Source organism: Nonomuraea basaltis (genome assembly GCF_005893125.1).
GTDB lineage: Bacteria > Actinomycetota > Actinomycetes > Streptosporangiales > Streptosporangiaceae > Nonomuraea > Nonomuraea basaltis.
The window spans coordinates 20,268-33,046 of the sequence record NZ_VCJS01000048.1; the positions used below are offsets into that span (position 1 = coordinate 20,268).

Consider the following 12,779-nt stretch of genomic DNA (forward strand, 5'->3'; position numbering starts at 1 on the left):
GCCAGAACACCCCCGGCCTTCAGTAGATCTCGCCGCTCCATAGAGTGCCCCTCACCGTGGATAGGTCGGATGTGTTAGGCACCAAAGACGGTATTTCGGGCATGGATCACGGTCAAGACCCCCTAGAGATCCGAGCGTCTCGATGCCGCAACCGTTTGCCGGAAGTCGTTGACGCGATGTTGCGGCCGAATTAACGTCCCAAGTTAAATATTTTACGGTTCAATGGACGGACACTCCCGCATGAGTGATCTCAGCAGACGAGGATTCCTCCAGGCCGGCGCGGCCGCGGCCACTCTTGCCCTGGCCGGTTGCGCCGGGGGCGGAAGCTCGGGCGCCGGCCTCCAGTTCGCCTGGTGGGGCAGTACGGCACGCCATACCGCAACGCAGAAGGCCATCGACGCCTACAAGAAGAAGAAGCCCGGCGTACAGATCAAGACCCAGTTCTCCGGCTGGGACGGCTACTGGGAGAAGCTGGCCACCCAGACCGCGGGCGGCAACGCCCCCGACGTGATCCAGATGGACTACTCCTACCTCGGCGAGTACGCCAGGCGCGGCAGCCTGCTGGACCTGAGCCCGTACGTCGGCAAGGGACTGGACCTGTCCGGCTTCGACCCCGACGTGGTGAACGCGGGGAAGATCGACGGCAAGCAGTACGCCGTGAACTTCGGCATCAACTCCATGGCCCTCATCGTCAACAAGACCCTGGCGGCCGAGCGCGGGGTGGAGATCCCCGACACCTTCACCTGGCCCGAGTACGGCGAACTGGCCGGGAAGCTCGCGGGCAAGGGCGTCTTCGGCACCGAGGACGGCGCCCAGGACGGCGGCGCGCTGGAGAACTGGCTGCTGGAGCGGGGCAAGATGTTCTTCACCGCCGACGGCGGGCTGGCCTACGACGAGGACGACCTGAAGGAGTGGTTCACGTTCTGGGACGGCCTGCGCAAGGCAGGCGCGGCCACGCCGCCGGACGTCCAGGCCACCGCGACGGGCGACGTGCAGAACAGCCTGGTCGCCACCCGCAAGGCGGTCATGGACTTCGCCTGGTCGAACCAGCTCACCGCCTACGCGTCGCTCACCAAGGACGAGATCGGCCTCCACACCTTCCCGACGGGCGACAAGCCTGGCCAGTACTACAAGCCGTCCATGCTCTTGACCGTCAGCTCCGGGACTGCGGCCAAGGACGACGCGGTGGCCCTGGTCAACGCGCTCGTCGCGGACGCGGACGTGGCCGCCCAGCTCGGATCCGAGCGCGGTATCCCGCCCGCGGCCGCGATCCGCGCCGCGCTGCGGCCCAAGGCGTCGCCGTCCGAGCAATTGGTCTACGGCTACATCGACTCCATCAAGGACGAGGTCGGCCCGCTCCCTCCACCGCAGCCGCTCGGCGCCGGTGAGCTGCACAACAAGGTGCTCACCAACATCAACCAGGAGATCGGCTTCGGCAGGCTCACGATCGATCAGGGGGTGTCCCGATTCTTCGAAGAAGCCCGACGAGTGCTCAAGTAGAGAGGCGTTCGGCCTACCTGTTCCTGCTGCCGTGGTTCGCCGGTCTGCTCCTGCTGACCGGCGGGCCGATCCTTGCCTCGCTGGCGCTCTCGTTCACCGACTTCGACCTGCTCACCGCCCCGTCCTTCGTGGGGCTGGACAACTACGCCAGAATGCTCACCAACGACCCGCACTTCGGCAACGCCGTGCGGGTCACGCTGATCTACGTCGTCCTCTCCGTGCCGCTGTCCGGCGCGTTCGCGCTCCTGGTCGCCGTGCTGCTGAACCGGCCCATGCGGGGCGTGGGGCTGTACCGCGCCGCCTACTACCTGCCGTCGCTGCTGGGCGGCAGCGTCGCGGTGGCGATCCTCTGGCGGCAGATCTTCGGGGCGGACGGCCTGATCAACGATGGCCTGCGATATTTCGGGATCGTGGGACCGAGCTGGATCTCCACCCCCCAGTACGCGATCTACACGCTGATCGTGCTGCACGTCTGGCAGTTCGGCTCACCCATGCTGATCTTCCTGGCCGGGTTGAAGCAGATCCCCGCCGAGCTCTACGACGCCGCCGCGGTGGACGGCGCCGGGCGGATGCGCGCGTTCTTCCGTATCACGCTGCCCATGCTCAGCCCGATCATCTTCTTCAACCTGGTGCTGCAGACGGTGAACGCCTTCAAGGCGTTCACCCCCGCCTTCATCATCAGCGGCGGCACCGGGGGACCGGCGGACTCCACGCTGTTCTACACCTTGTTCATCTACCAGGAGGGCTTCGGGAACTTCCGGATGGGCTACGCCTCGGCGCTGGCCTGGGTGCTCCTCCTGGTGACCGCGGCCTTCACCGCGCTGGCCTTCCGTTCCGCGAGGTACTGGGTTCACTATGCCGACTAGCCGTCGCTGGGCCGTCCATCTGCTGGTCGTGGCAGGCGCACTTGCCATGCTCTACCCGCTGTTCTGGCTGATCAGCTCCTCGTTCAAACCCAACGACGAGATCTTCACCGATCCCGGGCTGGTGCCGGAGACAGTGGTCGCGGACAACTACGCCACGGGGTGGACCGCGCTGGGTGTGCCCTTCAGCGGGTTCTTCGCGAACTCGTTCCTCATCGCGGCGGCGGCCGTGGCCGGGAACGTGATGTCGTGCTCGATGGCGGCCTACGCCTTCGCCCGGCTGAGTTTCCGGTTCAGGAGGCTCTGGTTCGCGATCATGATGATGTCGATCATGCTGCCGATCCACGTGCTGATCGTGCCGCAGTACACGCTGTTCAAGTACCTCGGCTGGGTGGACACGTTCCTGCCGCTGATCGTTCCGAAGTTCCTGGCCGTGGACGGGTTCTTCATCTTCCTGATGGTGCAGTTCATCCGGTCGCTGCCGCGCGAGCTGGACGACGCGGCCCGCATCGACGGGTGCGGGCCCGTCCAGGTGTACTGGCGGATCATCCTGCCGCTGTCGCGGCCCGCACTGATCACGACCGCCATCTTCACCTTCATCTGGACGTGGGACGACTTCTTCAGCCAGCTCGTCTATTTGAGCGATGTGTCCACCTACACGGTGCCCCTCGCGCTCCGGGCGTTCCTCGATTCCAGCGGCGGCTCCACCTGGGGCCCGATGCTCGCGATGGCGGTGCTGTCGCTGATCCCGATCCTGGGCTTCTTCCTGATCTTCCAGCGTCGCATCACCGAGGGCATCTCGACCACGGGCCTCAAGGGCTGACCAGCGCCCCGGTACGGCGCGTACCGGGGCCCTGCTCAGCGTGCGCAGGTCGTCAGGCCGGGCCGCCAGCGGCAGGCGATGGCGGCGAAACCGCCCTCGGCTCCGACCTCCACCGATAGCGTGCCGCCGGGCACCACGTGCGCCTCACGAACGAGACCGCCGGCGCCGTCCCCGGTCACCTCGACCAGCCACCGCCCCCGCAGGAAGCCCATCGGCACCTTGAGGGTCCGGGCCGCCCCGGAGACTCCGGCGCCGATGAACCAGCGGTCGCCGCTGCGTCTGGCCATCACCGTGTGGTCTGCGGGCCTGCCGGACAGCAGCCGCGTCTCGTCCCACACACTGGGCACCTGGTCGAGGAAGCGCTCGGCCTCGGGCCGCGCCCGATAGGCGTCCAGCGACCCGGCCAGGTTCTGCAGCCCCGACTCGAACACCACCGACAGCGCCAGCTCGTGAGCGTCGGAGGTAGGCCGGCTCGGCCGCTGGAAGGCCATCGGCGTGTAGTCCATCGAGCCGATCTCGTTCCTCGTGTACGGCAAGGCCGCCAGGTGGCTGGTGGTCAGGTTCGACGACTTCTCCGCACCGTGCACCCCTTCCATGGTCATGACATGGGGCCACGTCCGGTTGATCCCCTTGGGCACGCTCGAGCCGTGGAAGTTGACCATGAGGTGGTTGCCGGCCAAGTCCCGCAGCGTCTCGTCGTACCACTGCAGTCGCTCCTGAGCCTCTGAGTCGATGAAGTCCAGCTTGACGCCTTTGACACCCCATTGGCGCAGCAATCCGAAGCGCTGGACGCGCTCGTCGTGGGTGTCGAAGTCGGAGAATCGCAGCCACACCATGATCCCGACCCCGCGGGCCCTGCCGTACTCGACGAGCTGGGGTATCCAGGTGAATTCGGCCGTCCGATCCGTCCAGGCCCGCTCGCCGGTGACCGGATCGTCGTACCAGCCGGCGTCGACCAGCACGTACGGCCAGCGGTGCTGCGAGGCGTAGTCGACGAACTCCTTCTGACGCTCCAGGCTCTGCTGCACGGGCCGGCCACCGGCCAGCCAGCTCCACAGCACCTTGCCCGGCTTGATCCACGAAGTGTCGGCGACCTCGGAGTCCGGCGCGAGGTCATCGACGAGGGTGGACTCGGTGACGGTCGCGAGGTCGCCCGTGACCATGACCCGCCAGGGTGTGGTCAAGCCGTCGTCGTAGGGAACCCGCGCGTCCCAGAGGGCGATCTTGTAGGTGTTCTGGTCGCGTACCAGGCGGGGGCCGGTATAGGAGCCGTTCAACGCCGACTCGGCCAGCAGGAGGTGGTTCTTGCCGACCCCGAACAGCGCGGGCATCTGGTACTCGGCCAAGGGGACGTCGGTGTACTCGATGAACGGGTTCTCGTAGTCGCGGCGATGCTTGGCCAGCCAGGCGGTGGACCCGCTCGGAACGGCGAACGCCGAGGCCTCGCCAAGGACGACTCCCGCGCCGGGCAGTTCGTAGCGGTAGGCGACGCCGTCGCGGGCGGCCCTGACGACCAGATCGAGTCCGGTATCGCCGCGGGTGAAGCGGAAGCGGGTCTCCTTCATCACGGACATGCGATCGAGGCGCTTGCCCGCCGTGGTGGAGTACTTCTCGGCGATCGCGCGGCTGGAGCGGCCCGTCAGACTCAGGCCGGTGGTGATGTCGGTCTGTTCCGTGATGACGCCAAGCGGGCTGGGGTCGAGCACGGTCACTCCACCCCTCGACACGGCCACGGACGGGCGGCCCTGCTCGTCGAGGTGGACGGTGGCGACGGGCCCGCCCGCGGGGGCCTCGACGGTCCAGGTGCCGGCAGGGGTGGTGGGAGCTGTCAGCAGTCCGGCGATCAAAGCGCCGCTGAGTAACCAGTTCAACGGGTGCCTCCCGAGGGCTGGAGATTGCAACCGATTGTAGCCCTAATTAACTTCGTTAAGAATTGAAATCGGGCACGAGGTGCCTGGCTGACCCGGGCTTCTGCCAGGGGACGACCGTCTGACGGTGCGGACAACAAGAAGCCCCAGGCTCTCGGCATGTGCCGTGAGCTGGGGCTTTGTCTCCTGTCTGATCAGGTCGGACCTGATCTGCCATGGAGCGGGGGTGGACGATACTGGGATTGAACCAGTGACCTCTTCCGTGTCAGGGAAGCGCTCTCCCGCTGAGCTAATCGTCCGTATTGAGTTGTTACTCAGAGCGGAAGACGGGATTCGAACCCGCGACCCTCACCTTGGCAAGGTGATGCTCTACCACTGAGCCACTTCCGCATAGCGCTGCACTTACTTTAGCGGATCCTGGAGGGTCCGCCGGTCGCCGAGGTGGAGACGGGATTTGAACCCGTGTAGACGGCTTTGCAGGCCGCTGCCTCGCCTCTCGGCCACTCCACCAGGAGTTTGACTCCGAGCGGAAGACGGGATTCGAACCCGCGACCCTCACCTTGGCAAGGTGATGCTCTACCACTGAGCCACTTCCGCGTTAACCCCGCGCGACATGCGCCAGGCCACGGGAAAACCATATCGTCTCCGCGGAGTGCCCGTGTGCACTGAGCGGCCGGTGGGGCGAAATTCAACCGACCATGCGTACGTCCTTCGCCATGACGAACATCACCCGGTGGCCGAGCTGGATCTGGTAGTAGCGGAGCTTGCCCGTAATCGTCATGTGCTTGGACGGATTGAAGGTTTCCGCGGAGTAATAGGAGCCGGTGATCGTGTCGCCCACCGTGTACGTCTGCCCCGGCCCGATCTTGTACTGGAGCGGGACCAGGGGTTCATGCGAGGCCTGCGCGTGCGAGGCCGGCGTGTAGGTGGATTTTTCGGGGTACGCGCGGCCGTACACCTTGGTGTTGGGCCTCAAGGGCGTGACAAGCGGGCCCTTGGCGGGGACGGCGGTGGGGTTCGAGGGCGGGTTGTGGAACCAGGCCTTCTGGCCCAGGTACCAGATGGCCGTCCAGTCGCCCTGCCGGCCCGCGACGGCGAAACGCTGGCCCGTCGAGGCGCGCGCGGCGTGGTCGTACACGCTGTACGAGCTGGGCTTGCCCCCGTGCTTGCCGATGTCGCTGACCAGCGGGGCGGTCTCGCTCGGCGCCGTGTGCAGCCACACGGTGGCGGCGCCGTGCGGCGGGCAGGGCTTGCCGGCCTTGGCGGCGACGCAGCCGGTGAATCGGGGGCGGTTGGCGTTGTACGACGGGCGGATCATGACGGAGTCGCCGCCCTCCGCCGCCATGAGCGGCTTCTTCAGCAGGTCGAAGTAATGGGCCCAGTCCCAGTACGGGCCGGGGTCATTGTGCATGCCGGGGACGGCCTTAGGGGTGCTGCCCGGTACGTTGTCGTGGCCGAGGATGTGGGCACGATTGAGCGGGATGCCGTACTTGTCGGCCAGATACCTGACGAGCGTGGCCGACGATCGGTACATCGCCTCCGTGTACCACGTGCCGCCCTTGGCCAGGTAACCCTCGTGCTCGATGCCGATCGAACGGGTGTTGAAGTCCCAGTTGCCCGCGTGCCAGGCGATGTCATTCGTCGCCACGTGCTGGGCGACATGTCCGTCACGGGAGCGGATCGTGTAGTGCCAGCTCACGTACTTCGGGTTGCGGACCATGGCGGGGATCCCCTGGTAGGTGCCCTCGGTGTCGTGGATGACGATGTAGTCGACGGATCGGGGGCGGATCAGGCGGTCGTGGTTGCCGTAGTCCTTGTTCTGGTTCTTGCCGCCGAAGCGTTCGTGGGCGGCGGGCATCCATTCGCAGGCTAGGGAGGCGGGGCATTCCACGGTCGTCGTGGTGTCGGGATCCGCGCCTGCGTTAGGGACCATGGTGGCGTCATTGGTCGCGCTGGCGTTAGGGACCATGGTGGCGTCATTGGTCGCGCTGGCGTTAGGGACCATGCTGGCGTCAGGGGCCACGCTGGCGTCAGGGGCCACGCTGGCGTCAGGGGTCGCGCTGGCGTTGGGGACCGCGCTGGCGTCAGGGGTCGCGCTGGCGTTGGGGGCTGCACCAGTGTGGGAGGCATCGACGGCGCGAGGCTTTCCTTCAGCGGACAGGTGCGGGTCCACGCCGGTCTGTGCACCGATGTCGGCTGGCGCGTCAGTGCCGGTCTGGGTGTCGCTTGGCGGCGGCTCGGCAGGGGTGCCGTTCCCGGCGGTCTTCCAGGCGTCCGGGGCAGCGCCTGGCGGACGCAGATCCGGTATGGGGTCGAGCCGTACCTGGTGGCCGTCGTCGGTACGGCGCTCCATCCCCTCCCGGATCACCGTGAACACCTCGTCGGCGAACCCCCGCGCCGCGACCGGATCCTCCGCCCCCGAGTAGCGGGCGATCGCGTCGTACCAGCCGGCGGGGTCGGCGCTGGGACGGTTCTGGTAGGAGGCGAGGAGGGCGGCGCCGGCGCGGATGTTCGCCGCCGGATCGTCCCGCAGCCGGGCGGGCTCGGCACCGATCAGCCGCGCGGCCTCGGGGAGCGTCGTCCGTGGCGTCGCCTGCGAGATCCGCGGTGCCGAGCCCGGGGGAGGCGCGGCGAGCGCATGACGCATGGGGCGGGCCTCGTCCCCCCTGGCGTCCCCGAGTGCGTCGCCGAGCTCGTGACCGTGCGCATCCCCGGCGGCCCGCGTCTCGGCGGGGATCGTGTCGACCAGGTGCATCGGCCCGTAACCGCCGGCGGTGCTCGGCCGCCCTCCGTTCGCGTCCCAGCGGGACCCCAGATAGGCGACCCCGAGCAACACGCTCACCGGCACCCCATGCTCACGGGCGGCGGCGGCGAAATCAGCCTGCCGTCCAGAGCCGGCCGTCCCCGAGACGGCGGCTCGCTGCTCCCGAACGAGACCGCCCGCGCGTCCCGAGTCATCCTGTACTGCGGATCCGGCCACGGACTCCGATGCGAGATCATCCCCCGGTGCGGTGAGCGCGCCGGCGGTCAAGATGGCGGCGAGCCAGAGCTGCATGGCATCTCCCCGTAACGTCACGACGTGATTACCCACCGTAACTGTTCTCTGAAAGGGATGTGACAGACGGGGTGGATGATGCACATGAGATCAGTCGAATCAGCGGCGAAATCGGCATCCCAGTCATCCGGCGCGAGATGCTCGGCCGGCCGCCGATGGAGGGGGCATCGGCGATCTCATCCCGACTTCTGAGATCGCTGTGTCATGGCGATCTCAGTCAAAAAACACCCACCAGGGCGCGTCAGTCAAAGGTTGGCGTTAATTCCTGCCCGATATCGGGCAGGATGTTGGCGTGTCTCGTTCCAGAGCCGTAGTGTCCTCCTCTGTGTCCACGGCACGCCATCCCTACGAAGATCTCATCGCCCACCTCACCAGGACGAGCCCGCTCGATCCCGGCGAGGCGGCCCGCGTGGTCGCCGATGTGCTGGCGTACTTCTCCGAGTCCGTCGAGGAGTTCGTACGCCGCCGCCACGGCGAGCTGAAGACTCGCGGCCACACCAACGACGAGATCTTCCCCAGGATCGCCGCCGAATTACGCGGCCGCCGGGTGGCCGCGCCAGAGCTGTCGCTCCGACAGCTACGCAGGATCGTCTACGGATAACAGAGGAGACCTCGATGTGCGGAATCGTGGCCTACGTCGGCCCCAAGGACGCCGCGCCCATCCTGCTGGAGGGCCTGCAGCGGCTTGAATACCGGGGCTACGACTCGGCCGGGGTCGTGGTGTCCAACAAGGGGCTGAAACTACGCAAGGTCAAGGGCCGGGTGGCTGACCTGGCCAAGGTCGTGCCGGTCAGGTTCAAGGGCGGCCTCGGCATCGGGCACACCCGGTGGGCCACGCACGGCGTGCCCAGCGACGAGAACGCCCACCCGCACCTGTCGGCGGACCAGCGCATCGCAGTCGTGCACAACGGCATCATCGAGAACGCCGACGAGCTGCGCGCCAAGCTGGCGGCCGACGGCGTCCAGTTCGCCTCGGAGACCGACACCGAGGTGCTCGCCCACATGATCGCCCACGCCGTCGACGAGAACGACTCGCTCGAGGAGGCGGTCAGGAAGACGCTCAAGAGCATCGTCGGCACGTACGGCATCGCGGTCATCGACGCCGAGCGGCCCGGCGAGGTGGTCGTGGCGCGCAACGGCAGCCCGATCGTGCTCGGCATCGGCGAGAAGGAGATGTTCGCCGCGTCCGACGTGGCCGCCCTGGTCCGCTACACGCGCCAGGTCGTGCACCTGGAGGACGGCGAGCTGGCCGTGCTCAAGGCCGACGGCTTCCACACCTTCGCCAGCGACGCGCGCGAGACGGCCAAGCAGCCGCTGACCGTCGACTGGGACGCCGGCCACTACGACTCCGGCGGCTACGAGCACTACCTGCTCAAGGAGATCTCCGAGCAGCCCGAGACGATCACCCGTACCATGAGCGGCCGGCTCGACGAGCGCTTCCACGTCGCGCACCTCGGCGGGCTCAACATGGACGCCCGCGAGACCCGCTCGTTCCGCCAGGTGAAGATCATCGGGTGCGGGTCCGCCTACTACTCAGGGCAGATCGGTGCGCAGCTCATCGAGGAGCTGGCGCGCATCCCGGCCGACGCCGAGCCGGCCAGCGAGTTCCGCTACCGCAACCCGGTCGTCGACCCCGACACGCTCTACGTGGCGATCAGCCAGTCGGGGGAGACGTACGACACGCTCGCCGCCGTACAGGAGCTCAAGCGCAAGGGTGGCCGGGTCATCGGCATCGTCAACGCCGTGGGCAGCGCCATCGCCCGCGAGGTGGACGGCGGCATCTACCTGCACGCGGGACCCGAGGTCTCGGTGGCCTCGACCAAGGCGTTCAGCTCGACCGCGGTGGCGTTCGCGCTGCTCGCGCTGCACCTGGGCCGGGTGCGCGACCTGTCGCCGGCCGACGGGCGGCGCATCGTCGCGGGCCTGCGCCGGCTGCCCGGGCAGATCGAGGACATCCTCTCCCAGGGCGACAAGATCGCCGAGCTGGCGCGGAAGTACGCCGATCACGCGAGCATGATGTTCGTCGGCCGCGTACGCGGCTACCCGGTGGCCAGGGAGGGCGCGCAGAAGCTCAAGGAGATCTCGTACGTGCACGCCGAGGCGTACCCGGCCAGCGAGCTCAAGCACGGCCCGCTCGCGCTGATCGGCCCCGACATGCCGACGGTCGCGATCGTCCCCGACGACGAGCTGCTCGACAAGAACCTCACCACGCTCGGTGAGATCCGCGCCCGCGGCGGCCGGGTCCTCATGGTCGGGCACCGCGAGCCCGACGCCAAGCTGGCCGACGACGTGATCGTGATCCCCAAGAACGAGATCGAGCTCGACCCGATCCTGCTCACGATCCCGCTCCAGCTGCTCGCCTACCACGCCGCGGTCGCGCTCGGCCGCGACGTGGACAAGCCGCGCAATCTTGCCAAGAGCGTTACGGTCGAGTAATTGATGGCTAATTCCGCCGCAAACCTCGTTATCCCGCTGCGGACGACATAAATTCGATATGTGCGGCAGTTCGACCAACAGCGGCCCAATCTCGCACGCATGTACGACTACATGCTCGGCGGGAAGGACAACTTCGCGGTCGACCGCCAGGCCATCGACCAGCTCGCGGAGCTGATCCCGGAGGCGGTCCCGCTGGCCCGCGCCAACCGGGCCTTCCTCCAGCGTGCCGTGCGCTACGTGGCCGCCGCCGGTGTCCGCCAGTTTCTCGACCTGGGCAGCGGGCTGCCGACCCAGGGCAGCGCACACGAGGTCGCTCCCGAGGCCCGGGTCGTCTACGTCGATCACGACCCCGTCGTGGCCGCACACGCGAGAGCCCTGCTCGGCGGAGCTCGAGGTTCGGGCAGGGCTGTTTGCGTCGAGGCCGACTTCCTCGACGCCGACGACGTGCTGGACCAGGCCGGGAGGTTCCTCGACCTGGACCGGCCGGTCGGGGTGCTCCTGGTGTCGATCCTGCACTTCGTGCCCGACTCGGCGCGGCCGCAGCAGGCGGTGGCCGCGTTCCGCGCGCGGGTGGCGCCGGGCAGCTACCTGGTGATCAGCCACGCCACCACGCTGGGGCGGCTGGAGGACGAGGAGCGGGCCAGGGGCGTCTCCCGCGGCTCTGCCACGAACGGCGGCGCGGACCGCACGCCCGCCGAGATCCGCGCGTTCTTCGGTGACTTCCCGCTGGATCCGCCGGGGCTCGTGCAGGCCGTCGACTGGCGGCCCGACCGGCCCAAACTCGTGGGGGACTGGTCATTGCCGTCGTCGCTCATGGCAGGGGTCGCGAAAAAAGCATCCTGACCATTTCGATCACCCTTTGATCGAATAAATCACGACATTTCGGGAGTACCGCCTCGGGGTAAATGTGTATCTCTGCGTAATGTGTCAATAACTTGAAGTAATGGGGGTACGCGAGGTTCGGGGGAGAGGCAACATGCGCCGTCGGCGGTTCTTCGCATGGGGGCTGGGCGTGGCCGCATGTGCGGCCGGGTGCGGCACGGAGCGCGTCACCACCGGCACGGCGGGGATGCGTGCCAAGTTCCTGATCAACCCCGGCGGGGCCCGCTGGAGCCGGGTCGGGCAGGCGTTCGTCAGCGCGGCCCGCGCGTCCGGGTACGAAACAGGCATCGGCACGAGGATCACCGTGACCGGCCTGCCCGCGCTGGCCGCGGCCGAGCTGAACAACGGCCAGACGCTCCTCGACTCCGCCACCCCGCTGTCCAGGCTGGCCGGCGACGTCGAGGTCGTGGTCGTGCCCGCGAACTCGCGCTTCAAGGACTTCGACGAGTTCGGCGCCCACCTGCTCACCCGCCCCGGCCAGACGCTGCTGGCGGGCGGCCCCCAGGGGGAGCCCGACCACCTGCTGTTCGGCCTGATCGCCAAGGGGCTCGGCGCCGACACCAGGCAGGTCGACTACACCGGCTACCCCAGCAGCAGGGAGGCCGTCATCGCGCTGCTGTCGGGCAAGGCCGCGGCCGCCGCCGGCCTGCTCGGCGACTGGCGCGCGAGCATCCGCCAGCGCCGGGTGCGGGCGCTGGCGGTCTCCTCGGCCGGCCGGGTGCCCGGTCTCGACGTGCCGACGCTGCTGGAGTGCGGCGTACGCGTCGACTTCGCCGACTGGAGCGCGGCCTTCGGCCCCGACGGCATGCCGGACGAGAGCCGCGAGCCGGCCATCCGCATGTGCGAGGAGGTGACCGGCTCGCCCGGCTGGCGGGCCGCCTGCCGCGCCGCCGGGTGGGTCTCGATCCCGCTCAGCGGCGACGACTTCGAGCTGTGGCTCGGCACCGAGGTCGAGCGCATCCGTGCCGTGCTGCGGGACTTCGGACTGCTCGACACGATCAAATCCACAACATGCGGTGCCGGTTGCGGAAACGGCCACTAGATGTAGGATCCTGCTCGTCGCTGGTTCGCCTCCCCGGAGGCGGAGCAAAAGGGAACCCGGTGCGATTCCGGGGCTGCCCCGCAGCGGTGAGCGGGAACGACCGCCGTCATGTGCACTGGAGCGATCTGGGAAGCGACGGCCAGTAGGAGCTGTTGAGCGCGCCCGCGAGCCCGAAGACCTGCCGGCGACATGCCGGGCCACGGCCCGGCATGAAGTGTCCATGGCCTCGAGGGAGGGTCAGGGAGCTACGGGGCCCATGCCACCGTGCTCTCGCGTGCCCTCACTGGGGAAGATCTCGCGAGGAGAGAGC

The 12,779-nt window shown here is 68.1% G+C and carries 9 protein-coding genes, 4 tRNA genes and 1 riboswitch; of the genes, 7 read left to right on the plus strand and 6 right to left on the minus strand.

Going from position 1 to position 12,779, the window contains the following annotated elements:
- The first annotated feature begins 240 nt into the window (after positions 1-240).
- Genes EJK15_RS23240 through EJK15_RS23250 form a run of 3 tightly spaced genes read left to right on the plus strand, consistent with a single transcriptional unit; the run spans position 241 to position 3,186 of the window.
- Positions 241-1,500: an ABC transporter substrate-binding protein gene (locus EJK15_RS23240; protein WP_171074490.1), complete on the plus strand. Its 1,260-nt coding sequence runs from the start codon at positions 241-243 to the stop codon at positions 1,498-1,500.
- Positions 1,467-2,366, plus strand: a complete 900-nt coding sequence (locus EJK15_RS23245) for a carbohydrate ABC transporter permease (RefSeq protein ID WP_138712575.1) — start codon at positions 1,467-1,469, stop codon at positions 2,364-2,366. The genes EJK15_RS23240 and EJK15_RS23245 overlap by 34 nt, the downstream gene beginning before the upstream one ends.
- Positions 2,356-3,186, plus strand: coding sequence for a carbohydrate ABC transporter permease (locus tag EJK15_RS23250; protein ID WP_138712576.1), 831 nt, complete (start codon positions 2,356-2,358; stop codon positions 3,184-3,186). The genes EJK15_RS23245 and EJK15_RS23250 overlap by 11 nt, the downstream gene beginning before the upstream one ends.
- A gap of 35 nt (positions 3,187-3,221) precedes the next feature.
- On the opposite strand, the gene EJK15_RS23255 is transcribed toward EJK15_RS23250, so the two are convergent.
- The 6 genes from EJK15_RS23255 to EJK15_RS23280 all read right to left on the minus strand — a co-directional run bounded on the left by EJK15_RS23255 (position 3,222) and on the right by EJK15_RS23280 (position 8,109).
- Positions 3,222-5,057 carry a glycoside hydrolase family 97 protein gene (locus EJK15_RS23255; protein WP_206061057.1) on the minus strand — a complete coding sequence of 612 codons (1,836 nt, stop codon included), beginning with the start codon at positions 5,055-5,057 and terminating at the stop codon, positions 3,222-3,224.
- 224 nt (positions 5,058-5,281) lie between these two features.
- Positions 5,282-5,353 (minus strand) — tRNA-Val (locus tag EJK15_RS23260).
- Between the two features lie 19 nt (positions 5,354-5,372).
- Positions 5,373-5,444: transfer RNA gene (locus EJK15_RS23265), tRNA-Gly, on the minus strand.
- Positions 5,445-5,493: 49 nt separating this feature from the next.
- A tRNA-Cys gene (locus EJK15_RS23270) sits at positions 5,494-5,564 on the minus strand.
- Positions 5,565-5,579: 15 nt separating this feature from the next.
- A tRNA-Gly gene (locus EJK15_RS23275) sits at positions 5,580-5,651 on the minus strand.
- Positions 5,652-5,742: 91 nt separating this feature from the next.
- Positions 5,743-8,109: an N-acetylmuramoyl-L-alanine amidase gene (locus EJK15_RS23280; RefSeq protein WP_240777158.1), complete on the minus strand. Its 2,367-nt coding sequence runs from the start codon at positions 8,107-8,109 to the stop codon at positions 5,743-5,745.
- 325 nt (positions 8,110-8,434) lie between these two features.
- On the opposite strand from EJK15_RS23280, the gene EJK15_RS23290 reads away from it, so the two are divergent.
- The 4 genes from EJK15_RS23290 to EJK15_RS23305 all read left to right on the plus strand — a co-directional run bounded on the left by EJK15_RS23290 (position 8,435) and on the right by EJK15_RS23305 (position 12,469).
- Positions 8,435-8,710: a hypothetical protein gene (locus EJK15_RS23290; RefSeq protein ID WP_138712578.1), complete on the plus strand. Its 276-nt coding sequence runs from the start codon at positions 8,435-8,437 to the stop codon at positions 8,708-8,710.
- A gap of 14 nt (positions 8,711-8,724) precedes the next feature.
- Positions 8,725-10,545, plus strand: coding sequence for a glutamine--fructose-6-phosphate transaminase (isomerizing) (gene glmS / locus EJK15_RS23295; RefSeq protein WP_138712579.1), 1,821 nt, complete (start codon positions 8,725-8,727; stop codon positions 10,543-10,545).
- Between the two features lie 60 nt (positions 10,546-10,605).
- Positions 10,606-11,388: an SAM-dependent methyltransferase gene (locus tag EJK15_RS23300; protein ID WP_240777159.1), complete on the plus strand. Its 783-nt coding sequence runs from the start codon at positions 10,606-10,608 to the stop codon at positions 11,386-11,388.
- A gap of 133 nt (positions 11,389-11,521) precedes the next feature.
- Positions 11,522-12,469 (plus strand): Bug family tripartite tricarboxylate transporter substrate binding protein, encoded by a 948-nt coding sequence (locus EJK15_RS23305; protein ID WP_171074491.1) that lies wholly within the window; start codon positions 11,522-11,524, stop codon positions 12,467-12,469.
- A 4-nt stretch (positions 12,470-12,473) separates the two neighbouring features.
- Positions 12,474-12,669, plus strand: a riboswitch (cobalamin riboswitch).
- The last annotated feature ends 110 nt before the right edge of the window (positions 12,670-12,779 follow it).

Bases quoted from the DNA above. Each gene is read 5' to 3' on its own strand.
- EJK15_RS23240 (WP_171074490.1), top strand. From the start codon at position 241: ATGAGTGATCTCAGCAGACGAGGATTCCTCCAGGCCGGCGCGGCCGCG.
- EJK15_RS23250 (WP_138712576.1), top strand. From the start codon at position 2,356: ATGCCGACTAGCCGTCGCTGGGCCGTCCATCTGCTGGTCGTGGCAGGC.
- EJK15_RS23280 (WP_240777158.1), bottom strand. From the start codon at position 8,109: ATGCAGCTCTGGCTCGCCGCCATCTTGACCGCCGGCGCGCTCACCGCA.
- glmS (WP_138712579.1), top strand. From the start codon at position 8,725: ATGTGCGGAATCGTGGCCTACGTCGGCCCCAAGGACGCCGCGCCCATC.
- EJK15_RS23305 (WP_171074491.1), top strand. From the start codon at position 11,522: ATGCGCCGTCGGCGGTTCTTCGCATGGGGGCTGGGCGTGGCCGCATGT.